Below are 22,799 nucleotides of genomic sequence, written 5' to 3' on the forward strand. Positions count from 1 at the left end.
CGGTCACCAGCGCCCCTGCACTTGCTTCATGAAGTCGTAGGGGTAACCGAGCTCGAAGTCGCTCGCCTCTTCCAGATTCTTCAGCTGGGCCTGGGACAAGCTCACCTCCGCCGCGCGCAAGTTCTCCTGCACCTGGCGCACGGAGCGCGCGCCGAAGATCACGCTCGTGACCTGGGGCTGGTGCAAGAGCCACGCGAGCGCTACCGCGGCCGGCGGGGCGTCGAGCTCCTGGGCCACGCTCTCGACCGCGGACAGGATCTGCCAGTTTCGCGGCTTGTCGAAGCGCTGGTAGCGCTCCTTCCATTTGGCCAGGCGCGTGCCTTCCGGCGCCTTTTGGTCCTTTTGGTACTTGCCCGTGAGGAATCCGCCGGCGAGCGGGGACCACGGCAAGATACCGAGACCGTACTCGCGACAGGTGGGTACCAGCTCGCGCTCGAGATCGCGGACCACCAAGCTGTACTGCGCCTGGAGCGAGACGAAGCGTTCCAGGTGCTGGGTCTTGCTGATCCACTGCGATGCGGTGAGGCGATAGGCGGCGTAGTTGCTGGCGCCCACGTAGAGCACCTTGCCCTGGCGCACCAGATCGTCCAGCGCTCTCAGCGTCTCTTCTTCGGGCGTGTCCATGTCTTGCATGTGGATTTGATACAGGTCGATGCGGTCCGTCTGGAGTCGCTTCAGGCTGGCTTCGGCCGCGCGCAGGATGCGATGGCGCGCGGCTCCGGTGCCGTTGGGCCCCTCTGCCATGCGAAAGCGGAACTTGGTGGCGAGCACCGTTTCGTCCCGACGGCCGTGCTTGTCGAACCAGGCCCCGACGATGCGCTCGCTGAGGCCTTCTTGGCCGTACACGTCCGCGGTGTCGATGAAGTTGATTCCAGCGTCCAACGCGGCGTTCATGATGTCGAAGGACGTCTGATCGTCACAGCCGACCTCGTGCATGAACGAGCTCTCGTCGGCGCGGCCGAAGGTCATCGCGCCCAAACACAGCTTGGAAACCTTGAGGCCGCTCGCGCCCAATGAACGATATTCCATCGTCTTCTCCTCGCTCCTACCCCTCGGCGCCTATGTCTTGGGGGCGAGGGCGCCGGCGTCAAGGCGGTGAAGGTTGATTCCTCGCCCCACCCGGGCTTGCCTCCGGGGCTCGCGCTCGAAGATGTCGTCGGCGATTGGTCAGGTGGTAGCGGAGCGATGGGAGCTCCTGGAGGTGATCGGCCGCGGCGGCCACTCGCGCATCTTCCGTGCGCGCGATCTCAGCGGTGGCCCCGAGGTCGCCGTGAAGATGCTGCACGAGAGCGTGGCCGGTAATCAGGAGCTCACCGTGCGCATGGTGCGGGAGTACCGCGCAATGGAGACCCTGGCGGGAACCGCCGCGGTGCGCGTGATGGGTCTGACCACCAGCTCGGAAGGCGCCATGTGCCTGGTGATGGAGCTCTTGCGCGGTGCGGACTTGGACGATCATCTCGCTTCCCTGGAGGCTCAGAACGCGCGCTTGGAGCTGTCTCGCCTGATCGAGCTGCTGGACCCCATCGTTGCGACGCTGGAGCTGGCGCACCAGCACGAGATCGTCCATCGCGATCTGAAGCCCGGGAACATCTTCGTGGTGGGCGCGGCGCAGGGTGGGGGAGTACGCCTGCTCGACTTCGGCCTCGCCAAGGTGAAGTCGGAGAAGCCCCTCACTCGGGAAGACATGATCATCGGCTCCCCGAGCTACATCGCGCCCGAGGTGTGGAAGGGCAACGCTTCGGCCTTGGATCACCGCATGGACGTGTACTCCTTGGGCGCCATCGTGTTCCGCGCCCTTGCCGGCCGCGTCCCCTTCGAGGCCGACACCATCCGCGCCAAGATCGAGCTGTGTACCACCGCGGAGCGGCCGAGCTTGCTCGCCCTGCGGCCGGAGCTGCCCCCGGAAGTGGACCGTTGGGTGGCGCAGGCGCTGGCCGTGGAGCCCGAGCGCCGTTTCTTTCGCATCCGCGGCATGTGGAACGCGTTCCGCCATGCCGTGGGCAGACCCGACTAAAGGAGCAAGAAATGGCCGTGAAGAAGAAGAAGGCGCCCGCGAAGCCCGCAAAGAAGAAGGCGCCGGCAAAGAAGAAAGCCCCCGCGAAGAAGAAGGCTCCCGCCAAGACGAAGGCTCCCGCCAAGACGGCGGCGCCCGCGAGGAAGGGCGCCGCCGCGGCGGGTAGCAAGGCGCCGGCCTTTCGCTTGATGGACCAGCACGGCGCCACGGTCACCTCTGCGGAGCTTTCGGGCAAACCCTACGTGCTTTACTTCTACCCCAAGGACGACACCCCCGGCTGTACCAAGGAGGCGTGTGATTTTCGCGACTCCGAGAAAGCCATTGCCCGAGCAGGAGTGCGCGTCCTTGGCGTGAGCCCGGATTCCGTCGCCAGTCACGACAAGTTTGCCAAGAAGTACAAGATCCCCTTCACGCTGCTCAGCGATTCATCCCGGGATCTGGCGAAGGCCTACGGTAGTTGGATCAAGAAGCGGCTCTACGGTCGCGAGTACATGGGTATCGAGCGCAGCACTTTCCTGGTGGGCAAGCAGGGCAAGATCCTGCGCGCTTGGCGTGGGGTGAAGGTGCCGGGCCACGTCGCCTCCGTGCTCGAGGCGATCGCCGAAGAGAAGTGACGGCGCCGCTGGTCTCGGTGCTGCTGCCGGCCTTCGACGCCGGCGCCACCATCGAGCTGTCTCTGCGCAGCATCCAGCGCCAAACCCACGCATCCTGGGAGTGCATCGTCGTCGACGATGGCTCCCGGGATGGGACGGCGGCCATCGCGCGGGGCCTCGGGGACCCGCGCATCCGAGTGCTTTCGCTGCCCCACGGCGGCATCGTCCGCGCCCTCACCGCCGGGCTCGCCGAGTGCCGCGGGGCGTTCGTGGCGCGCATGGATGCCGACGACGTCGCGCACCGCATGCGCCTCGAGCTCTCGCTTCGCGCGCTGGATCAGCATCCGAGCTGGGTGGCGGTGGGCAGCCACGTGCGCATGTTTCCGCGCGGCAGCTTGAAGGGCGGACTCTACGCGTACGAAGCGTGGCTGAACTCCATGCAAGACGCGAGCGACGTGCGCCGCGAGCGATTTGTCGAGTGTCCCATCGCGCACCCCACGCTCGTGATCCGCCGCGACGTGCTCGGGCGCTACGGCTACCGCAGCGCGGGGTGGGCGGAGGACTACGATCTGTTCCTGCGCCTCTTGGAGGACGGCCACTCCCTCGGAGTGGTGCCCCGCCGGCTCCTTGGCTGGCGCGATGGGCTCACGCGCCTCAGTCGCACCAGCGTCGAGTGCAGCATGGACCGCATGGTGGCTTGCAAGGCGGCTTTCCTTGCCGCGGGGTTTCTTCAGAACAGCGAACGCTACGTGCTGTGGGGCTACGGCGACACGGGCAAGAAGCTCGCGCGAGCCCTCACCGAGCACGACCGGCGCCCCGTCGCCATCGTGGAGCTCCACCCGGGCCGTATCGGCCAGCGCATCGCGGGGGCGCCGGTGATCCCGCCCTCCGAGCTGCCAAAGATCGGCCGCCATCCGATCTTGGCCAGTGTTGCCGGCCCCGGACCGCGAAGCGAGATCCGTGCCGCCCTCCGTGAGATGGGTTTCCAGGAGGATCGCGACTTCCTGTGCTGCGCCTGATTTTTTTTTGAACCCCGCAGCGGTAGAGAGGTCAAATGTTCCGCATGCGACCCGCCTTGATCCTGCTGTTGCTCGCGTCGCTCACGCTCTTCGGTTGTGACAAGAGCAAGGAAATCAGCCTCGCCAAGGCGAAAGAGCACGTGGAGGCGCTGGCCAAAGCCGCGACTCAAGACGTGGCGGAGGTGAAGAACGGCTTGCCCGCCGGCGCGAAGTACTTGGTTCCGCTGTACCAGAAGGAGCAGAAACCGGCGGACGACCTCAGCGCCGTGCGCGAGGCGCTCGATCGCGCGCGCGGCAAGGTGCAAGACCTGCGGGTGGCCAAGAGCACGTTCTTCGCCCTGGTCGCCGACGACGGCACCGTGCTTCGGAACGACCAAGAGCAAGATCGCATGGCCGGGAAGAACGCCTTCAAGGCTTTCCCGGAGCTGAAGCAAGCCCTGTCGGGGAAGTACCTGGAGACGCGGGGATCCATGCTGGAGGCGGCAGGCGTGAACGGACCGGATGGGCAGTGGATCGCGGCGGCGCCGGTGGTGGTCGACGGCAAGACGCGGGGGCTCTACGTCAGCGGCTGGTCCTGGTCGTCCTACGCCTATCGCCTGGAGACCGCCGCCCGAGGCCAAGCCAAGAGCGAGGTCATGAACGCCGGCAGCAAGAAGGAGCCGCTGCTCTACGTGTACGTGGTGGTGGACGACGCCGCCTACGGCGCGCCGGTTTCGCCGGAGGTCAACGCCAAGGCGATCCTCGCGGAAAAGCCGCTGGAGCATGCCCAGGGCGATGCAGTGTTCGCCAAGACGGTGGACATCACCGGTCGCGATTTCGGCTTGGCGGTGAAGCGCGTCCCCGCTCTCGGCAAGGACGTGGCCATTGCCGTCCTGCGCAGCGAAACCTGACTCACTCTTCTTCTTCCGCCGAACGCCGCTTCTTCTTTTTCTTTTGTTTGCGCGGCGCGAAAGGGAGCGGTTCGTCGGCGCCCGTCCGCCCGAAGCGGTGCAGCCCGTAGATCACCATCACCAGCCCGACGAGCGTCACCCACGCTCCAACGGAGGCATTGCCCGAGGCGGACAGCGCAATGCCGATCAACGTGAGGGTCGCCGCCAGGGCAATGGTGTTGCGCGGCCGTCGCTCCGTGGCGGCGCTCACGGCCATTGCTCGGCGTGCGCGCGGACCAAGAAGTCTCGCACGTCGCGCGCCAGCTTGCGCTCCGCCGTGATGGTCGTGGCTTCGTGCTCGGTGCCCACCTGGTCGTCGTAGGTGTACTCGGTGTCGTGCAGCACCAGGATCTTGGCGTCGGTGTCGTCGCCCGTTCCGCTCACCAGTTGCAGCGCGTCACCCATGGACGGGTCTCGTCGTGGCAGCGCGCTGCCGAGGGTCTGGCGCTCGTTCGCCGTGATGTAGGCGACGCCGTACTTGTGGTTCGCCGAGCCCACGTCCAGCTCCAGCGTCTTGCCCGCCTCGAGCTCGACGCTGCGGCCCGGGACGGGCTGGTCGTGCTCGTCGTGAAAGGCGCGGATGATGATCTGCACGGCACGCCGCTCGTCCAGCGGGCGGGTGGGATTCGCGGTCTTGGGCGGAGGGCCGCCGCAGCCGGCGACCAGCAGCAGAAGCGGAGCGAAAAGCCAGGCGCGGCGCGGCATTCCATCGAACTTGCGGCTCATTGGTCGCAAAAGGTAGCCAACTGCCCGCGGTTTCGCTAGCTCTCCGGTGCGATGCCGGCTTTCGAGCCCCGAGCCCTGCCTCTGACGCTGTGCCTGTTGGCACTGGCGAGCGGTTGCGCCGGCTCCAGGATGCCGGATCCCCGCGCCGCCGCGGAGCGCTGGAACGAAGCCGCGCAGCGCGGAGACGCGGACGCGATGTACGCAATGCTCAGTGAGGAAGCCCAGCGAACCTACGGCAAGAAGGGCACCGCCGCGCTGGTGAAGGACTCCAAGAAGGAGATCGCCGACAGCGCCGAGGCCGTGGCCAACGAGCGCGCCAGTGTCCGGGCCGTCGCCATGCTGCGCTTTGCAGACGGCGAAATCGCCGAGCTCGAGCTCTCGGACGGCCGCTTTCGGGTGAGCGCCGCCGGCACCTTGCCCACCGGGGCACGCACGCCCACGGAAGCGCTGGCGGAGCTCCGGCGCGCCCTCGCCCGGCGCAGCTACTCCGGGTTGATGCGAGTGCTCAGCGAGGAGACCAAGAGCTCTCTCGAGAACGACATGAGCTCGCTGGTGGACGGCTTGGAAGAGCCGGAGACTCTCGACGTCAAGGTCACTGGGGACCGCGCCGTGGTGACGGTTCCGGGCGGGCACGCCGTACGCCTCAAGCGCGAGGCGGGCGTGTGGCGCGTCGAGGATTTCGACTGATCGGAGCGGCTGCGTGAGCCTCAGTCGTCGTCATGCGCTCGCCTTGCTCGCCACCTCGCTGGTGACCGCAAGGAAGGCGAGCGCGTTCGGACAAGCGGGGGCGTTCTCGCCCCGGCTGCTCACCACCGGAGCCAAGGCGCTCACCGCCCCGCGCGACACCGCGCCGGAGCGGTGGGCTTGGGAGCTCGTGCGGCGCACCAGCGCGCCCGCGCGGCTGAACGACAAGTCCGTCGCGGCCGACAGTCCGGAGCTGTTCCGCGAGCCCTTCGTGCTGTGGGCCGGCAGCGGAGATTTCCCGTCCCTCAGCGCTCCGGAGAAGCGCGGCCTCGAGCGCTTCATCAAGCTGGGGGGCGTGATCGTGGTGGACGACTCCGACCCTGGCGGCGGGGCGTTCGGCAAGGCGGCGAAGCGGGAGCTCGCCCGGGTGCTACCCGCGACGCCGCCCATCAAGCTCGACGCCTCCCACGTCATCTACAAGACCTACTACATCATTGACCGGCCCGTGGGGCGCGTCCTCGGCCCGCCCGCGCTCTCGGCCATCGTGCGGGGCAACACCGCGCAGGTGATCTTCTTGCAGCACGATCTGCTCGGCGCCTTGGCGCGCACTCGTGGCGGTTCCTGGTCCCTCGCGGTGGAGCCCGGCGGCAACGTGCAGCGCGAGCATGCCGTGCGCCTCGCGGTGAACCTCGCGATGTACGTGCTGTGCTCCGACTACAAGGACGACCAGGTGCACGCGCCTTGGCTCATGCGCCGTCGCGCGCGCCGCCGCCCATGAGCACGCGCTCCTGGGCCCTGAGCGACGATCTCTCGACCCCGTGGCTCGCGGTCGTCGCCGTCGCGGTGCTGCTCTCCATCGCGCTCTTGCTGCTCGAGCTTCGCAGCCGTGAGCGCTGGGGCGCGGCCATCGCGGCGACGGGCATCCTGGGCGCTCTGCTCTTGGCTCTCGCGGTGACTCGTCCGGTGAGAGTCGCGATGCGCGGCAGCATGGTCGGCCCACGGGTGGTGGTGCTGGTGGATCAATCCCGGCGTCTGCTCTTGCCCGGGTCCGGGGGCACCCGCCGGCAGGTCGCGCTCAAAGCCGTGGAGAGCATGAAGCAGCACTTCGAAGGCGCTCGCCTCGGGGTACTGGGTTTCGGCGAAGGTGAGCCCACGGTGCTGAGCGACGATCCCAAGGCTCCGTCGGCGCGGCTCACCACCGACAGCGACCTTTCCGGAGCCATTTCGAGCTTTCTCGAGTCGGGGGCGGAGCGGCCACAGGCGGTGGTGGTGGTCAGCGACGGTCGCCTGACGCGGCCGGGAGCGGGGGGCGATTTGCGGGCGGTGCAACGCGCCGTGGGCGCCCTCGGCGTGCCGCTCAACACCGTGCGCGTCAGCGAGCAGAGCCCGGAGGACGCCAGCATCCGCGCCGTGCGCGCCGCCGGTGCCGCGGTTGCCCACCAACCCTTGAGTCTGACCATCGAGGTCGGCTGCGCCGGTGGGCTCGAGTGTGGTCGCATCCCGGTGCGCGTGCGCGAGCTGCGTCACGGCTCCGAGCCCGCGCTGCTCGCCAGCGGCGTGGCCGAGGTGAAGGACGGCAGCGCCACGGTAGAGCTCTCGATCACCCTCGAGCGCGCCGGGTCCCGCGTGGTGGAAGTCGAAATCGACGCGCCGAACGGTGACACCATCCCGGAGAATGGCCGCCGCATCCTCACCTTTTCGGTGGCGCGAGAGCGTTTGCGCTTGCTCCACGTCGCCGGGCGCCCCACCTACGACGTGCGTGCGCTTCGCATGTGGCTCAAGAGCGACGAGTCCGTGGATTTGGTCGCGTTCTTCATCTTGCGGACCAACAGCGACGACCCCGGAACCGACGACGACTCCGAGCTGGCGCTGATCCCGTTCCCGGTGGACGAGCTGTTCACCGAGCACTTGCCCAGCTTCGATGCCGTGGTGTTGCAGGACATCGACGCCATCACCTACAAGCTGGCGCAGCACCTGCCGGCCCTGGCGCGCTACGTGGAGAGCGGAGGCGGCCTGATCATGGTGGGCGGGCCGTCGTCCTTCGCCGGCGGCAACTACGCTGGCACCGCCCTCGACCGCGTGTTGCCGGTGGAGATGCCGGACAGCGAGCGGCCCTTCGATACCGCGGAGTTCGTCCCGAGCTACACGGACGCGGGACGCGTGGCCCCCGTGCTCGGGCCGCTCCGGGATTTGTTCGGCGACGAGCTGCCGAGCTTTCCCGGATCCAACACCTTGGGCAAGCCACGTCCGGGCGCGCTCACCTTGTGGCAGCACCCCACCCGGCGGGCCGACGGGCAACCGATGCCGCTCCTGGCTTTGGGAGAAGCGGGGGACGGTCGCACCATAGCCCTGGGTGTCGACGGCACCTTTCGTCTCACTTGGAGCGAGCTCGGCGCCAAGGCTGCAGGCCGCGGCTACGGAGCGCTGTGGGATGGGCTCCTCGGTTGGCTGATGCGCGATCCGCGCTACGAAGCCGCGCGCGTGGAGCTCACCCACGAGTGCATCTCGGGCGAGCCGACCACGTTGCGGGTCACTCCGCTGCCGGGCACCGAAGGCAAGGTGAAGGTCGTCCTGGAGAAGCTCGGGGAGACGGATCCGAAGCCCGTCGAGAAGACGGTCGACAAATCCAGCGATGGTCCCGTGCAGGTACCGCTCGGGGATCTCGCGCCCGGAGGCTACAGCGCGAAGGTCACGGTGGGCGCTTCACCCCCCGCACGGCACGACTTCGCCTGCGAGAAGGGCGGGGAAGCGTGGGCCGACTCGCGTCCGGATCCCGAGCGTCTGAAGCAAATCGCCGAGGCCACTGGCGGCAAGAGCGTGACGGCGGACGACGTGGCGGGATTGCCGCTGCCGGAGTCGACGCGCATCGCCGCCGAACGCCACGTGACGCCGGTGCTCCCGCCCTGGGTATGGACGCTGCTCGCCGCCCTCGCCCTGGGCGCGCACTGGTTCACCCGCCGCCGCGGAGGTCTCGCCTAGCTCGCACCGCCGCGCGCGAGCTCGCACCGGCACCGTCGTCCGGGTCCGTTCTCATGTCGGTCCGCCGCGGAACCACGCTCCACGCCCTTTCCGCGCCGGACCAACAAAATAAAGACACGGGCCGACGCCTTCAGCCAGAACGCGAACGAAATCGGAGCGCGAACGGTCGGCGACGCGAAGAGGGAGCGGACCAGCGAACAGGAGGCTCCGGCGTCTCAGAAGCGAACAGCGATTCAGAAGCGAACGGGTAGGGACCCGTTCACTGAGACATGAGGGAGAACCCGGCGAGGCCGGGCGCGTGCTTGATTGGGGATGGAAGAGTCGCGAGGCGTTGAAGGTCAGAGCGGTGTAGAAAAATCCCCGAGGGGATTCGCCGAAGGCGAATCGCCGAGCGCTCAATCGTAATACTCGTTGCCCAAGTGCGTGATCAGATCCTCGCCCATCATCCAACGCAGCGTGTTCTTGAGCTTCATGCTCTGGATGAATAGGTCGTGCTCCGGGTACAGCCTCTCGGCGACCATCGGGCTCTTGAAGTAGAACGAGAGCCACTCTTGCACGCCGCGGAAGCCCGCGCGCTTGGCGAGATCCATGAACAGCGCGAGGTCCAGCACGATGGGCGCGGCGAGGATCGAGTCGCGGCACAAGAAGTCGACCTTGATCTGCATCGGGTAACCGAGCCAACCGAAGATGTCGAGGTTGTCCCAGCCTTCCTTCGCGTCGCCGCGGGGCGGGTAATAGTTGATGCGAACCTTGTGGTACACGTTGCCGTAGAGGTCGGGGTACACGTCCGGTTGCAGCACGTGCTCGAGCACGCCGAGCTTGCTCACTTCCTTGGTCTTGAAGTTCTCCGGATCGTCGAGCACCTCGCCGTCCCGGTTGCCCAAGATGTTGGTGGAAAACCAGCCGGAAAGACCGATCATGCGCGCCTTGAGGCCGGGCGCGAGGATCGTCTTCATCAGCGTTTGCCCGGTCTTGAAGTCCTTGCCTGCGATGGGCGTGTTGGTCTCCCGCGCCAGCTGCTGCGCGGCGGGGAAATCGAGGCTCAAGTTGGGAGCGCCGTTGGCGTAGGGCACGCCTTCTTTGAGGCAGGCCCAGGCGTAGAGCATCGAGCTCGAGATCTGCGAGTGGTTTTCGAGTAGGCCCTTCTCGAAGCTCGCGATGGTCTGGTGCACCTCGCTGGGCTCCACGTAGATCTCGGTGGAACCACACCACACGGCGACGGCGCGGCTGCAGCCCTTCTCCTTGATGGTATTGCGGATGTCCTCTCGGAGCGCTTCCACCATGTCGGCCTTGGTCTTACCGGTCTTGAGGTGGGTCCCGTGCAGACGCTTGACGTACTCCGGATAGAACACGGCCTTCATCGGACGCAGCTGACTGAGCTCGTCCTTGATGGCGTCGAGGTGGCGCGCCTCGAGCACCTTCGCGGTGCTGGCGGCCTCGTAAGCGTCGTCCGGAAACAGATCCCAACCGGCGAACTCGAGCTGGTCGAGCTCCGCCAGGGGAGCGAAGTCCTTGATCTTGGGGGCGCGGTTGTCCGTGCGCTTGCCCAAACGAATGGTGCCCATTTGCGTGAGTGAGCCGACGGGCTCACCCAGGCCTTTGCGCGCCAGCATGCAGCCCGCGACGAAGGTCGTGGCGACGGCGCCCAGTCCGGGCAACAAGACGGCGAGCTTGCCGTCGGTCTTTTGAAGTTGTTGGGGCTGCTTCATGGCGGCGGTGAGTAGCAAGGCGCGTGCCCGTATGCAATCGTCCGCCGTCATGAAAGCGACGACCCTCGCGGTGATCCTGGTTGCCGGTATCGGCTCACGGCTGCGGCCGCTCACGGACGATCGGCCCAAGGCGCTGGTGCCCGTCGGCCCGGAAACGATCCTGGGACGCGCGCTGCGCCTGCTCGCGGAGCATGGTGTCGAGAGCGTGGTGTTGGCTACGGGCTACCGTGAAGACGCAGTAAAGTCAGCGCTAGAAGGCGCACCCGTGTCCGCGGTCTACTGTTTGAACGAACGCTACGACAGCACGCAAAACGCGGTGTCCCTCGCGCTGTGTCGTGATGCCATCGGCGGGCGCGCGTTCTTCAAGCTCGACGGCGACGTGATCTTCCGAAAAAGCGTGCTCGATCGCCTCGAAGCGTCGACGGCGGACATCGCCGTCGCGGTGGATCGGCAACGTCCGTTGGACGCCGAGGCAATGAAGGTCGCGCTCGCGGATGACGAACGCATCGCACGCTTCGGCAAGGGCATTGCCATCTCCGAGTCGGCGGGGGAAACCATCGGAATCGAACGCATTGCCGAGGCCGCCGTGACGCCTTTGTTCGACGCTCTCGTCGCGGCGATGAACGCCGGGCGAACCGATCTGTATTACGAGGACGTGTATGGGGAGTTGCTCGGAACGCTGTCCGCCGAAGCGGTCGACGTGGGCGACCTGCCCTGGACGGAAGTGGATGACGCGGCGGATCTCGAGCGCGCGAAAGCGATGGTCAGCGCCGAGCGCTGAGCGGCGCTTGCCACGATCCAAAGGTCACGGTGTTGCTCGTCCGCACGCCTGGGTCCTTTCGTTTACGCAGGCCGCGAACTGCCAAGTCCGAGCAACCTCGGGCAGACACTCGAGAGGTGCGAACGCACTGACGCACCTCGGCGCTGGCACCCGGCTTGCTCTTCTGGAGGCCGCAGAGGTCGATCAGTAGGAGAGAGCAATCGGGTAGAGCTCGTAAGACGGCGTGACGGCTCGGGTTCCCGGGCATCCGGGAGCACTGGTAGGCACTTCGGCCTTTCGGCCGGCGGTCGTCTCACGACTGTTGCTCCATCGCCACAGTGTGGTGTAGGAGCGACACCCACCAATCGCGTAACCATTCAAAAGAAAAAAGAATTTGTTGGGTTAACGCGATGCGTGGTATCCACGCGCCCTCTTCGAAGCTTGGGATGAAAGCGAGACGAGATGAAGGCTGAACGACGAGTCACCCGCGCCGTGGTGTTGGCTGCGGGCACCGGATCCCGATTGGGCAACGGAGCTGCGCCCACGCCGAAGCCGCTCCGCCCGGTTTTCGGTGTGCCGCTTCTCGTCCGGGTGCTGCGAACGCTGCAGGAAGCCGGCATCCAGCAGGCCGTGGTCGTGGTGGGACACCGCGGGGACGAGATCCGACGGGTGCTGACCAGTGAGCCCAGCCTGGGACTCGAGATCGCGTTCGTGGACAACGACCGTTACCTCGACAAGAACGGCGTGTCGCTCTTGGCCGCGGCGCAGTGGGTGGATCGCGAATGCATCCTCACCATGGCGGATCACCTGTACTCGCCCGAGCTGGTGCGGCGGCTGCTGTCGGCGGATCTGACCGCCGGCACCTGCGCCCTGGGCGTCGACTTCGACATCGAGCGGTGCTTCGACATCGACGACGCCACCAAGGTGCGTTTGTCGCAAGGTCGCATCACGGACATCGAAAAGGAGCTCTCGGAGTACGACGCCATCGACACCGGCGTGTTCCGCATCGGCCCGGAGCTGATTCGCGAGCTGGCCGTGCTCGATGCACGAGACGGGGACTGCTCGCTGTCGGACGGTGTGCGGGCGTTGGCGGCGCGCGGCAAGTTCGTCGGCGTGGACGTGGGGGACGTGCGTTGGATCGACGTGGACACTCCGGCGGCGCTCGAGCGTGCGGAGGCCATGCTTCGGGTGTTCGGGGATGCCCTGGGCGACGAGCCCGGCGCGGGCGTGCCCCAGGTGGTGGATCCCGAGGCCATGGAGATGTTCGCGCCCAGCTGGGTGCGCGCGGTAAAGCCCTACAACGAGGACCATTTCGCCATCGCGGACCGCGGGGACGTGGTGCGGATGATGAGCAACGAGAGCCCCTTCGCGCCGAGCGAGCGGGTTCTCGCGGCCATCCTGGACGCCGCGCGGAACGGCCACCTGTACCCCAGCGGCGGGCCCGCGCTGCGCAAGAAGCTGGCGGACCGTGAGGGCTTCAGCGACGAGAACGTGATCCTCGGCGCGGGCTCGACGGAGCTCATCGACGTCGTCATCCGTACCTTCGTGGGTGCTGGCGAAGAGGTGCTGCTGTCGGTTCCCACCTTCAGCATGTACGAGGCGCGCACGCGCACCGTGGGCGGCATTCCGGTCCTGGTTCCCATGACCGAAGACCACGACCACGACATGTTGGGCCTGCTGCGCGCCGTGACGGAGCGCACCAAGGTCATCTTCCTGTGCACGCCGAACAACCCCACCGGCAATCGAGTGCCGGAAGCGGATCTCCGCCGCATCCTGCGCCTGGGCCTGCCCACGGTGATCGACGAGGCGTACTTCGAGCTCGGGTCGAGTGAGTCCTACGCGTACCTGCTCAAGGAGTTCCCCAACGCGATCGTGCTGCGGACCTTCTCCAAGGCCTTTGGGCTCGCGGGGCTGCGGCTCGGTTACGCCTTCGCGCACGCCGCGCTCATCCGCCTGCTGTCCCGCGTGAAGGTGCCGTGGAACGTGCCGGCCATCACGCTGGCCGCCGCGAGCGCTGCGCTGGACGACGTGGCCGAGCAGGAGTCTCGGCTCTCCGAGCTGCGCACGGCGCGGGCCGAGCTGGCCATCGGCTTGTCCCGGATCCCCGGCGTCGTGGCGCTGCCGAGCGACGGAAACTTCATCCTGGTGGACGTGTCGGGCACTCGCATGAGCGCCGACGACATCGTGCGGCTGATCTTGGCCCAGGGGATCCTGATTCGGTCCCTGGCCTCCCACCACGCGAACAAGACCTACGTGCGCGTGACGGTGGGAACACGCGAGCAGAACCGTCGCTGCGTGGCTGCCTTCGAACGCGCCGTCAGCCGTGTTCCTGCGCGCGAGGTGGGCGTGCCCGCCTACGCCATGGGCAGCGACGCGGAGTGAGCTGAGAAATGGCGTCGACCCTGGCCTCCGGTAGCGAAACCGACGGTGCCCGGGCTAGGGTCTCGGACGTGGGTTTCTGGGCTGGGTACTGGAAGAGCCTCAAGCCTCTCGCGGTCGAGGAGCCCATCGACGTGTGGGTGCACCGGCCCCTGGCCTACCTGCTGGCCCGCGCCCTGCTGCCCACGCCCGTATCGCCGAACCTGGTCACGATGATCTCCATCGTGTTCGGGCTCGTCGGCGGCGTGTCCCTGTTCTCGAGCTTCGCGTGGCACATGCAGGTGGGCGGCGCCGCGATCTTCCTGTCCGCCATCTTCGACTGCGCGGACGGCCAGCTGGCTCGCATGCGCGGCACGTCCAGCGTGTTCGGTCGCATGCTCGACGGCGCAGCGGATCTGGTCGTGAGCGTGGCCGCCGTGGGCGGGGGCATCTGGGTGATCTGGTCGAAGTTCCACGAGCCCCTGTGGCTCGGAGTAGCGGTGTTGGGGGTGTGCGCGGCGACCGCCGTCACCGGCTCGTTCCACACCGGGATGTACGACCACTACAAGAACGTGTACCTGCGCTTCACGAGCCCTACGTTCAAAGAGGGCGAAGACTACGAGGCTGCCCTCGAGCGCTATCGCGCGAACAAGGAGAAGCGCGGAGTCTTCGCCAAGCTGGCTTGGCCGATCTACCTCTTCTACGTGAAGAGCCAGGCGGACTACGTTCACGGCTTCGATCCCAATACCAGCGCGCGCCTGAATCTGTTTCCGGCCTACTCCGAGGAGAATGCCGCCATCTACGAGAAGCACGCGGGTCGACTCATGCGTGTGTGGCGCAGCTGGTTCGGCTTCGGCTCGTTGGTGTTCGGCATCGCGCTGTTCTCCGCGCTGAATCTGCTGGAGTGGTACATGGTGGTGCGGCTGGTGGTCTTGAACGGTGTGTTCTACGGCTACCTCCGCCCCCGCCAGCGTCGCGCTTCCGCGGCGGCTTTCGGCGAAATGGGCCTACGGCTGCCGGATCAGGGCTGACGCTTTCGTCGTGCTAGGCTCGGAGCCGTGCGCGTTCGACTAGCGGTCACCCTCGGCTTTCTGCTCGCGTCCACCAGCGCGAGTGCTTTCGTCTGGCCCAACGCCGCCGAGCGCGTCGAGAAGCAGCTCAAGGCGAGCGACGTCGGTGCCCGCCGCAAGGCCGCGCAGCGCCTCGGCCAGTTGCCGGAGTCCGTGGCCCGACGGCTGGTGCTGGTGGCGCTCGAGGATCCCGACGCCGAGGTTCGCCTGGCCGCGGCGGGCGTCGCGTTGGAGCTCGGGGTCGCCGGAGCGGGGGAGCGAGTGATCTCCTGGCTCAGTGATCCTGACCGCCGCGTGAGGCTGTCGGCGGCGGAGCTCTTGATCCGCGCTCCGGAGAAGCGCGCCGTAGGCGCGCTCGGACGCGCGCTGTCGGATCCCGACGGCGGCGTGCGCGCTGCGGCCGCGGAGGCGCTCGGCGCATCGCAAGAAGCGGGCGCGACGATGCCCCTGCTCGGGCACTTGGACGACACCTCGCCGGCGGTGCGGCGCGCAGTGGTGAGCGCTTTGGCGCGCCTGGGGGACGCCCGCGCGGTGGTGCCGCTGATCGGGAAGATCCAAGACAGCCGACCGAACGTGCGGCGCGCCGTGGCGGTGGCGCTGGGCGAGCTCGGAGATCGCCGAGCCAGCAGCGCGCTGCTGTTGGCCCTGCGGGACCCCGACGAAATCGTGCGCGTGGGGGCGCTCGAGGCTTTGGGGCGTCTCGCGGATCCCCAGGCGACGCTGGCCGTCAGCGCATTGGTCGAGGACGACCCGCGTTCCCCGGTGCGCGCCGCTGCGCTGGATGCGCTCGCGCGCATCGCCACGCCGGAAGCCCTGGACGTGGTGATCGCAGCGCTGGCGTCGGACGACGACGGCAGTGGCAAGGGAGCAGCGCGCCGCGCACTGTCGGGCATGGGAGCGAAGGCCGTACCTCGTCTGGAGAAGTGCCTCGCGGGGCAGCCCGCGCCCGCCGTGGCGGACGGTTGCGCCTTGGCCCTTGGCGACATCGGCGACCGCGTGGCGGTGACGGCCCTGGTGGGGGCGCTGCGCCGCGGCGTGGTGCGTCCCCGCGCAGCGCTCGCTGCCCTGGGCTCCATCGGCGATCCCGCGAGCTTGCCAACGGTGCTCGAGCACCTCGAGGATCCGGACCCGCTCGTGCGCGTGGACGCCATCGACGCGAGCGCTGCGCTGTTGGATCCTCAGAAACCCGACGGACGCGCCGTCGAGCCGATAGCTCGCGCTCTAGACAAGGCGCGCAGGCACGCCGGCGAGAGCGTCGCACTGATCCGACTCTTGGGGCAGACGGGCTCGACGCGAGCCGCGAAGGTGCTCGCGCCGCTGGCGGAAGCGGCGGACGCAGAACGACTGCGCGTCGCCGCGCTGGAAGCCTTGGGCGAAATCCAGGGCGCGAAGATGGACGCGGTGATGCTCGAGGCACTGGACGCGGACGAGCCACAGGTGCGCCTCGCGGCGGCCGTGGCGCTCCGGCGTACCGCTTCGGGCAAGAGCTCGCGAGCGATCTTGGATCGACTGGAGGAAGCCGCGGAGCAGGACCGCGGGGCTCTGGCGCTGGCGCTCTCCGGCGCCATGGCCCACGACGAGATCCCCGCAGACGTGGAGCGCGTGCAGAAGCTGGTGCTCGCGAGTCGCGGCGGGCAGCGCGACGCGCTGCTGGAGGCGTTCGCTCGCGCGCCCGGCGAAAAGACTTTCGCGCGTCTCGTTCGCTTCGCGAAGGAAGAGGCCGGCGTGGAAGATCGCGCCAAGCTCGCCGAGGCCGTGGCCGGCCGGAAGGACGCGCGCCCGCTTCTCGCCAGCCTCGCCAAGGACGTGGATGGGGCCGTGCGGGCCAACGCCATCTGGTCGCTGGGCGTGGTCGGGCAGGGGAGCGACGAAGCGCTCTTGGTTCACGCCCTCGGCGACCGGGACGTCGCGGTGGCTGCCAACGCCGCCGCGGCCCTGGGTCGCGTCGCGCGTCGCTCCAAGCTTCACGCGGAAAAGGCGCTGTGCCCGCGGCTCACCGATCCGCGCGCCGCGGTGCGTGCCAGTGCGCTGGACGGCCTCGCGCTGGCCAAGGTGCGCTGCGCAAAGGCACCAGAGCGAGGTCTGCTGGAGGCCGATCGCTCCGAGCTGGTGCGTGCCCGGGCGGCACGCTTGGTGGCACGGGTGCCAAGTGGTCAGCCCGAGAAGGACCACGCTTTGCTCGAGCGCTGCGCGGCGGAGGACCATTCCGGTGTCGTCGCTGCAGCTTGCGCTCGGGAAGTGGAGCCATTGCCGAAAGGTAGCGAGCCGATCAGCGTCGTCGTCGTTCCGCTGGGCGAGGCTGACGCAGTACCGCGTGCGCCCTTTGCTCTGGTGCTGTCGGACGGCAGCACGCGCTACGGTTTGACCGACCGCCGCGGTCAGGTGTTCGAGATCGCGGCGCCGCGCGGTGAGGTTTCCCTCTCCGTCCCGGCGCCGCTCCTGCGTTGACTCAGCCTCCTGCGGCGCAGCGCATGGCGCACTGCAGATCGCCGGGCGCGCACCCGCACCCGCCGCTCTTCGGCTTGGTGGCGGGCTTGGTCGCAGGCTTGCTGGTGCCGCCGCTCGGCTTGCTGGTGCCGCCGCTCGGCTTGCTGGTGCCGCCGCTCGGCTTGCGCACCGCCGCAGCCGTCGCCTTGGGCTTGCCGCTCTCCGGTGCCTTGTCGGGCTCTTCTTCCGCGGTGCCGGTAGCGGGCGGCTTGGCCGCGACCGTCGCTTCCGGGGTGGGCGTCGGAGCGGGAGTGGGCGCAGGCGCGGCGGTCGGGGCGGCCGCGGTCGGTGCGGGGGGGGGTTCCTTGCCGCTGCTGGTGATGATGATCGCGGCCGCAATCACCACCGCCGCGAAGGCGATGCCGGCGAACACGAACATGCCCGTCTTGCTCTTCTGCTGCGGCATCGGCATGGCCGCGGCAGCGGCATCTGCTGCTGGGCTACCCAGCGGCGCGACGCCCAAAGGAGAAGCGATTCCGAGCGGAGAAGGCGCCAAAGGCGCGGCGGCAGGAGCCTCCGACGCGGCCGTCAGGGCCTTCAAGTCGATCAGGCCGGAGTCGTCCTTGGTTGCCGAACCGGATGATGACGACGACGCGGAAGGCGAGGCCGAAGGCATCGCCGCAGGCTTGGATGCCGTGGCGGGAGCGGAAGCCGTGAGCGCGCTGAGGGAGAACAGCACCGATGACTCGTTCCGGGCGCCGGTAGCGGCCGCAGCGGGCGCTGGGGCGGCTTCTTGTGGCGCGCTGGTCGTGACGTCCGACTCACTGCCGGCGGTGTCGAAGCCGCCGAACAGATCTGCCGTCGAGCCGCGACCACCACCAGGTGCAGTCGCTGCGCGTACGCCAGCCGCGGACGCTTCCCACGGCGAGCTCGCTTGTGGTGCGAAAGGCTGAGAGCCACCCGCGGCGAGAGCAGCAGCTGCCGCAGCGCTCACCGGCTCCTGCGGCTCTGGCGCGGGCGCTGGCTCCGATGGTGCTGGCGCCGGTGCCATGCTTCCAGACGCTGCGGCATGCAGCGCGTCCACGATCTCCGGCACCTCTCCAAGAGGCTGCCAGTCTGGCATTCCGTCGGCCCACACGAAGGTCTCGGCGGTCACCTGTCCGGCGTTGTACGCCTCGACCAGAGCAGCGAGCGGCATGGCGCGCTGATCGTTGTCGCCGAAGTCCACCGAGTACTCACCACCTGCTGCGGCGGGCGCGGCAGCACTTGCCGCGGCTGCGCTCGGATCGCTCGTGGCTGGAGCGTCGGCTTGCGAAGGCATGGACGCGTCCGCCGCGTACACGTTCGGCGGGTCGACCTTGCCGTCGATGACGATCGTCGTGCTGCACTTGCGGCAGCGGATCTTCGCGAGGCGGTTCTGAACCTTTTCGTCGGCAATCGAGTACTTAGCCGCACACGAAGGGCAGGAGATCTTCACAGTTCGGCCTTCCTGGTCGGCCCCCAAGCAGTTGCTCCGGGGCAGTCACGAGAGTGATTTTTCATATATTACCAAGAGATACGCTTGCGTTCACATTTCGGTCTAAGAGTCGAGCAAGTCCGGGGGTTTTATCATCCCCCGGGCCGGTCCACCACGCTCCAAACTCGGCGACGGAAAGGTGAGCGAGGTGCTGCTCGAAGTCCGACCCGCCCACCACGGTGGACCTTGGGATCGAAAGGCCTGGGTCCGGATCCTCCTGTCGGTCCGCCGCGGAACCTCGCGGCCGTTTCGCCCTCTCCGGCCTCGACGAAAAATTCCTCCGACAGCAGCCGACGCGGGTGCACTTCCGGCAACGCTTGCGTGAAAGGACCGTGCACTCAGAGAAATTCCGGGTAAAGTGCCGCATCTCGACGGCCGGGCCCGCCGGCCGAGCCGCAAGCATCAAAAGGGAGCTGCCATGGTCGACCTTCAGTCCGCCCCGTCCCACGACAAGCCGTCCCTCGACGACGCGCTCTTCCCCGAGCTCACGAAGAAGAAGCAGTCCGCGGACAGTCCGTTTCGGCCACCCGCATCGGGTCCCGTTTCGACACGCAGGGTCGCACCACCTCCTTCGCGCCGCGCAGCGCCGCCCGCTCCTCCCAGTGTGCAGCGTCCGCCCGTGCTGAAAAGCGCACCGCCGCCTCCGCCCAGCTTGCCGCGTCCGTCCGGACTGAAAAGCGCGCCGCCACCTCCGCCCAGCTTGCGGGGACCGGTGTCCACCGTGAAGGTGAAGGCGCCGCCCGAGCCCGAGCTGCTCGACGCGGCCATCGTAGAAGACGACGAAGCGGAGACCATCGACGCCCGCGAGGTCAGCGACGACGCGGAGACGCTCGACGCGCGCGAGGTGAGCGACGAGGCCGAGACCCTCGACGCGCGCGAGGTGAGCGACGACGCCGAGACGATCGACGACACGGAAGTCGCCGACGCGCTGCCGAGCGCGATCGACAACGCGAAAGTCTCCGAAGACGACAAGACGCCGACCGGTAGCTCCCTCGACGCCCTCGTCAAAGAGAAGAAGCCGATCGTGCCCATGTACGACGAGGATCTGGACGACAGCCCGACGGTCGCGCTCTCGTCGCCGATGTCCTCGCCCGTGCCGTCCCTCGGCGCGCTGTCGAGCCGTGTGCCCGCGCCGCCGCCGGCCAGCCGCTCCGTGGCACCGCCGAGCCGCGCGCCGATGAGCCGTCCCTTGGCGCCGCCGCCGAGCCGCGTGCCCGCGCCGCCGCCGAGCGCCGTGCGCTTGCCGCCCATCGCTTCGCCGCCGCCCTCGCGGACGTCGTCGCCGAGTCTTTCGGCACCCGCGTTGAGCGTGCCGGTCCCGCCCAAGCCGATGGTGCTGAACGCCGATGCGTCGTCGAGCGCGCGACTGAGCAGCATCCCTCCCGTGGCGGAATCCGTGCTGCCGCCGCCCCCGCGGCGTTCGAAGCTCCCGATGTTCGCAGTGGCGGCCGCCGCGCTGGCGTTCATCGGTGCCGGCGTGGTGGTCGGCGGCAAGGCCCTCGGCTTCGGTGGCGCCAACACCGGCACCGTCGTGGTCACCGCGGCCGGACCCGGGGGCAAGGCCGTAGATGGAGTGAAGGTGTTCGCGGACGGCGCGGTCAAGTGCTCGACGTCGCCGTGTCGCATCGAGGGGCTCACCGCGGGTGCACACTTCATCCACGCCGAGGCGCCGGGCTACGAGGCGACGGCCGCTCGCGCGGTGTCGGTTGAGCGCGGTAACGAAGCCGTGCTCAACATCGACTTGGCCCCCAAGGCATCGGCGCCGAGCGCGGCCGAGGCGTCGAGCGACAAGGCCGCCCCCGAGAAGGCCGCCCCGGAAAAGGCTGCCGACGACGAGGTCTCCACCACCAGCTTGGACAAGCTGGCGCCTGCGGAGAAGAAGACCGCTCAGGCGCCTGCGGCCAAGGCGGCCGTGCAGAAGCCGGGCGCGGTGAAGGCGAGCGCGGCGGACAAGAGCGATGCGACCAAGCCCGAGCCCGCGGCTCAGGCGAAGCTCAACATCAACTCCATTCCGCGCGCCAACGTCGTGCTCGATGGTCGTCCGTTGGGCATGACCCCGCAGATGGGCGTGTCCGTCAGCCCAGGCAGCCACACGGTGGTGTTCGTCCACCCCGAGCTCGGTCGCAAGGTGGCCTCCACCAGCGTCAAGGCCGGCGGCACCAGCAGCGTGGGCGTTCGCTTCGAGTAGAAGCGCGCAAAGTTTGTGTGCCCTTTGGAGCCCCCGCCCTTCGGGACGGGGGCTCAGTACATTTTTGCGCCGTCTGGTGGTTGCGCTCGCCCGCGTGACGGGACACCAATGGGGGCATGAAGAGCGCGCGAGACTTTTTCAAGCCGATGGCCGTGGGCGCCCCGAAACCGCTGACGGAGATCCCGTTTCGGCCGTCGCGCATGATCCACTTCTTCGATCCGAGCAACGCGAAGATGGTCGCGAAGGTGCCGGACATCGCCAAGAAGGTCGACGTCTTGCTCGGCAATCTCGAGGACGGCGTTCAGAGCGACAAGAAGATCGACGCGCGGGAAGGTTTGTCCAAGCTCGGCCGCGAGATCGACTTCGGCGAGACGCAGCTGTGGACGCGGGTGAACGCCCTCAACAGCCCCTGGTTCCTCGACGACGTGGTGCGCTTGGTGGCCGAGATCGGCGACAAGCTGGACGTGGTGATGGTGCCGAAGGTGGAAGGCCCTTGGGACATCCACTTCGTGGATCAGTTGCTGGCGCAGCTGGAGGCCAAGCACGGGTTGAAGAAGCCGCTGCTGGTGCACGCGATCCTGGAGACGGCCAGTGGCGTGAATCACGTGGAAGAGATCGCCGCAGCCAGCCCACGCATGCAGGGGCTGAGCTTGGGACCAGCGGACCTGGCGGCCTCGCGGCGCATGAAGACGACGCGCGTGGGCGGCGGGCACCCGGGTTACCTGGTCCGCGCGGATCCGGACGCCGGCGCGCCGGACGCGCCGCGGGCCACCGCACAGCAAGACCTCTGGCACTACACGCTGGCGCGCATGGTGGACGCGTGCACCGCGAACGGCATCTTGCCCTACTACGGCCCGTTCGGTGACATCGCTGACACCGTGGCGTGCGAGGATCAGTTCCGTAATGCGTTCCTGATGGGCTGCGTGGGCGCGTGGTCGCTCCACCCGGTGCAGATCGAGATCGCCAAGCGCGTGTACAGCCCGCCTCCGGACGAGGTGAAGTGGGCCCAGCGCGTGGTCGAGGCCATGGGAGACGGCAGCGGTGCGGTGATGGTCGACGGCAAGATGCAGGACGACGCCACCTACAAGCAGTGCAAGGTGATGCTCGAAATGGCCGCGCTGATCGCACAGCGAGACCCCGAGATGCGACAGAAGTACGGAATGTGACGCACGCTTCCGTGCGTGCACGCGCGGCGTCGACGCGGAGTTCGCGCCGGGGTTCGCGCCGGACCAACAAAGGAAGGCAGGCGGAGGGTCTTGGAGCGCTCGCCAGGGTGGGCGCGAGCGTTCAGTCGCCTTGGGCGTAGAGCGCGATGCTGAGCGCGTCCAGGCGCTCCGCCAAGGCGTCGTTGCTGCCGCCGTCGCATGTCATGGCGGTTTCGAGCTCGCGTTTCGCGTCCGCCAGCGCGCCGCGAGCGAGGAGCTTGTCGGCGCGCTGGGCGGCGAGCTTCGCGCCGGCAGAGCGGCATAGCTCATGGAGCGGCGCGACCCGCTCCACGCTACCCGGAGGCGGCGTGCTCTTCCGCAGCATGAGGCGTAGCTCGCCGCGGCGGAGGCCCATGTCGTAGCGTATCCTGAGCTCGGGATCCGTGAGCACGCGCACGGCTTCTGCGCCTCGCTGAAAGATGCGCGTCACGCGCGCGAGGGTCTCGCGGTCGGAGTCGAGGTGGCGATCCGGATGAAACGCGAGGGAGAAGCGATGGAAGGCCTGGCGGACGGCGTCGTTGTCCGCGAGCTCCAAGACGCCTAGGAGCTCGTAGTAGCTCGAGTCGTCGAGCACGTCCTCCCACTCCGCGATCCGCGCGCGGTCGTCGTCCCCCGCCACGGA

Annotated in this window: 19 protein-coding genes; 13 read left to right on the plus strand and 6 right to left on the minus strand. The window is 68.1% G+C overall.

The window, feature by feature from the left end; all coding sequences use genetic code 11:
• Positions 1-3 precede the first annotated feature (3 nt).
• Entirely contained in the window at positions 4-1,029 is a 1,026-nt protein-coding gene (locus H6717_09190; protein MCB9577185.1) for an aldo/keto reductase, read from the minus strand.
• A 121-nt stretch (positions 1,030-1,150) separates the two neighbouring features.
• On the opposite strand from H6717_09190, the gene H6717_09195 reads away from it, so the two are divergent.
• Genes H6717_09195 through H6717_09210 form a run of 4 tightly spaced genes read left to right on the plus strand, consistent with a single transcriptional unit; the run spans position 1,151 to position 4,516 of the window.
• Positions 1,151-2,014: a serine/threonine protein kinase gene (locus tag H6717_09195; protein ID MCB9577186.1), complete on the plus strand. Its 864-nt coding sequence runs from the start codon at positions 1,151-1,153 to the stop codon at positions 2,012-2,014.
• A gap of 11 nt (positions 2,015-2,025) precedes the next feature.
• Complete coding sequence (gene bcp / locus H6717_09200) at positions 2,026-2,628, plus strand: thioredoxin-dependent thiol peroxidase (GenBank protein ID MCB9577187.1); 603 nt, start codon at positions 2,026-2,028, stop codon at positions 2,626-2,628.
• Positions 2,625-3,626: a glycosyltransferase gene (locus H6717_09205; GenBank protein MCB9577188.1), complete on the plus strand. Its 1,002-nt coding sequence runs from the start codon at positions 2,625-2,627 to the stop codon at positions 3,624-3,626. Before bcp ends, H6717_09205 begins: the two co-directional genes overlap by 4 nt.
• Positions 3,627-3,661: 35 nt before the next feature.
• Positions 3,662-4,516, plus strand: a complete 855-nt coding sequence (locus H6717_09210) for a hypothetical protein (GenBank protein MCB9577189.1) — start codon at positions 3,662-3,664, stop codon at positions 4,514-4,516.
• Position 4,517: 1 nt separating this feature from the next.
• Here the strand turns inward: H6717_09210 and H6717_09215 are convergent, their stop codons facing one another.
• The gene (locus tag H6717_09215) at positions 4,518-4,772 is read right to left on the minus strand and encodes a hypothetical protein (protein MCB9577190.1); all 255 of its coding nucleotides are present in this window, start codon (positions 4,770-4,772) and stop codon (positions 4,518-4,520) included.
• On the minus strand, positions 4,763-5,281 hold the full coding sequence (locus tag H6717_09220) for a hypothetical protein (protein ID MCB9577191.1): 519 nt from the start codon (positions 5,279-5,281) through the stop codon (positions 4,763-4,765). Before H6717_09220 ends, H6717_09215 begins: the two co-directional genes overlap by 10 nt.
• A gap of 51 nt (positions 5,282-5,332) precedes the next feature.
• Between H6717_09220 and H6717_09225 the strand changes: the two genes are divergently transcribed.
• From H6717_09225 to H6717_09235, 3 genes are read left to right on the plus strand one after another with little or no spacing between them, the layout of a single operon-like run.
• Positions 5,333-5,968, plus strand: coding sequence for a hypothetical protein (locus H6717_09225; protein MCB9577192.1), 636 nt, complete (start codon positions 5,333-5,335; stop codon positions 5,966-5,968).
• A 13-nt stretch (positions 5,969-5,981) separates the two neighbouring features.
• Positions 5,982-6,743, plus strand: coding sequence for a DUF4159 domain-containing protein (locus H6717_09230; GenBank protein MCB9577193.1), 762 nt, complete (start codon positions 5,982-5,984; stop codon positions 6,741-6,743).
• A complete protein-coding gene (locus H6717_09235) occupies positions 6,740-8,944 on the plus strand; it encodes a hypothetical protein (GenBank protein MCB9577194.1) in 2,205 nt (734 codons plus the stop codon). The genes H6717_09230 and H6717_09235 overlap by 4 nt, the downstream gene beginning before the upstream one ends.
• Positions 8,945-9,339: 395 nt before the next feature.
• Here H6717_09235 and H6717_09240 read toward each other — a convergent pair whose 3' ends face one another.
• Positions 9,340-10,653, minus strand: coding sequence for an inositol-3-phosphate synthase (locus H6717_09240; GenBank protein MCB9577195.1), 1,314 nt, complete (start codon positions 10,651-10,653; stop codon positions 9,340-9,342).
• 49 nt (positions 10,654-10,702) lie between these two features.
• On the opposite strand from H6717_09240, the gene H6717_09245 reads away from it, so the two are divergent.
• The 4 genes from H6717_09245 to H6717_09260 all read left to right on the plus strand — a co-directional run bounded on the left by H6717_09245 (position 10,703) and on the right by H6717_09260 (position 17,289).
• The gene (locus tag H6717_09245) at positions 10,703-11,434 is read left to right on the plus strand and encodes a phosphocholine cytidylyltransferase family protein (protein MCB9577196.1); all 732 of its coding nucleotides are present in this window, start codon (positions 10,703-10,705) and stop codon (positions 11,432-11,434) included.
• 441 nt (positions 11,435-11,875) lie between these two features.
• Complete coding sequence (gene hisC / locus H6717_09250) at positions 11,876-13,795, plus strand: histidinol-phosphate transaminase (GenBank protein MCB9577197.1); 1,920 nt, start codon at positions 11,876-11,878, stop codon at positions 13,793-13,795.
• Positions 13,796-13,863: 68 nt separating this feature from the next.
• Positions 13,864-14,802, plus strand: coding sequence for a CDP-alcohol phosphatidyltransferase family protein (locus H6717_09255; protein MCB9577198.1), 939 nt, complete (start codon positions 13,864-13,866; stop codon positions 14,800-14,802).
• Between the two features lie 27 nt (positions 14,803-14,829).
• Complete coding sequence (locus H6717_09260; GenBank protein MCB9577199.1) at positions 14,830-17,289, plus strand: HEAT repeat domain-containing protein; 2,460 nt, start codon at positions 14,830-14,832, stop codon at positions 17,287-17,289.
• Position 17,290: 1 nt separating this feature from the next.
• On the opposite strand, the gene H6717_09265 is transcribed toward H6717_09260, so the two are convergent.
• Positions 17,291-18,745, minus strand: coding sequence for a zinc-ribbon domain-containing protein (locus tag H6717_09265; GenBank protein MCB9577200.1), 1,455 nt, complete (start codon positions 18,743-18,745; stop codon positions 17,291-17,293).
• A gap of 457 nt (positions 18,746-19,202) precedes the next feature.
• Here H6717_09265 and H6717_09270 point away from each other — a divergent pair, with 457 nt between their 5' ends.
• Both H6717_09270 and H6717_09275 read left to right on the plus strand, forming a co-directional pair.
• Positions 19,203-20,972: a hypothetical protein gene (locus tag H6717_09270; GenBank protein MCB9577201.1), complete on the plus strand. Its 1,770-nt coding sequence runs from the start codon at positions 19,203-19,205 to the stop codon at positions 20,970-20,972.
• Between the two features lie 116 nt (positions 20,973-21,088).
• The gene (locus H6717_09275) at positions 21,089-22,138 is read left to right on the plus strand and encodes a CoA ester lyase (GenBank protein ID MCB9577202.1); all 1,050 of its coding nucleotides are present in this window, start codon (positions 21,089-21,091) and stop codon (positions 22,136-22,138) included.
• A gap of 121 nt (positions 22,139-22,259) precedes the next feature.
• On the opposite strand, the gene H6717_09280 is transcribed toward H6717_09275, so the two are convergent.
• The gene (locus H6717_09280) at positions 22,260-22,796 is read right to left on the minus strand and encodes a J domain-containing protein (GenBank protein MCB9577203.1); all 537 of its coding nucleotides are present in this window, start codon (positions 22,794-22,796) and stop codon (positions 22,260-22,262) included.
• Positions 22,797-22,799: the final 3 nt, after the last annotated feature.

Source organism: Polyangiaceae bacterium, from assembly GCA_020633235.1.
Classification (GTDB): domain Bacteria; phylum Myxococcota_A; class Polyangia; order Polyangiales; family Polyangiaceae; genus JACKEA01.

What these genes read in the sequence shown, in the direction of transcription:
- H6717_09190 (MCB9577185.1), bottom strand. Translation starts at nt 1,029, where the DNA reads ATGGAATATCGTTCATTGGGCGCGAGCGGCCTCAAGGTTTCCAAGCTG.
- H6717_09195 (MCB9577186.1), top strand. Translation starts at nt 1,151, where the DNA reads ATGTCGTCGGCGATTGGTCAGGTGGTAGCGGAGCGATGGGAGCTCCTG.
- bcp (MCB9577187.1), top strand. Translation starts at nt 2,026, where the DNA reads ATGGCCGTGAAGAAGAAGAAGGCGCCCGCGAAGCCCGCAAAGAAGAAG.
- H6717_09210 (MCB9577189.1), top strand. Translation starts at nt 3,662, where the DNA reads ATGTTCCGCATGCGACCCGCCTTGATCCTGCTGTTGCTCGCGTCGCTC.
- H6717_09215 (MCB9577190.1), bottom strand. Translation starts at nt 4,772, where the DNA reads ATGGCCGTGAGCGCCGCCACGGAGCGACGGCCGCGCAACACCATTGCC.
- H6717_09220 (MCB9577191.1), bottom strand. Translation starts at nt 5,281, where the DNA reads ATGAGCCGCAAGTTCGATGGAATGCCGCGCCGCGCCTGGCTTTTCGCT.
- H6717_09225 (MCB9577192.1), top strand. Translation starts at nt 5,333, where the DNA reads ATGCCGGCTTTCGAGCCCCGAGCCCTGCCTCTGACGCTGTGCCTGTTG.
- H6717_09235 (MCB9577194.1), top strand. Translation starts at nt 6,740, where the DNA reads ATGAGCACGCGCTCCTGGGCCCTGAGCGACGATCTCTCGACCCCGTGG.
- H6717_09240 (MCB9577195.1), bottom strand. Translation starts at nt 10,653, where the DNA reads ATGAAGCAGCCCCAACAACTTCAAAAGACCGACGGCAAGCTCGCCGTC.
- H6717_09245 (MCB9577196.1), top strand. Translation starts at nt 10,703, where the DNA reads ATGAAAGCGACGACCCTCGCGGTGATCCTGGTTGCCGGTATCGGCTCA.
- hisC (MCB9577197.1), top strand. Translation starts at nt 11,876, where the DNA reads ATGAAGGCTGAACGACGAGTCACCCGCGCCGTGGTGTTGGCTGCGGGC.
- H6717_09270 (MCB9577201.1), top strand. Translation starts at nt 19,203, where the DNA reads ATGGTCGACCTTCAGTCCGCCCCGTCCCACGACAAGCCGTCCCTCGAC.
- H6717_09275 (MCB9577202.1), top strand. Translation starts at nt 21,089, where the DNA reads ATGAAGAGCGCGCGAGACTTTTTCAAGCCGATGGCCGTGGGCGCCCCG.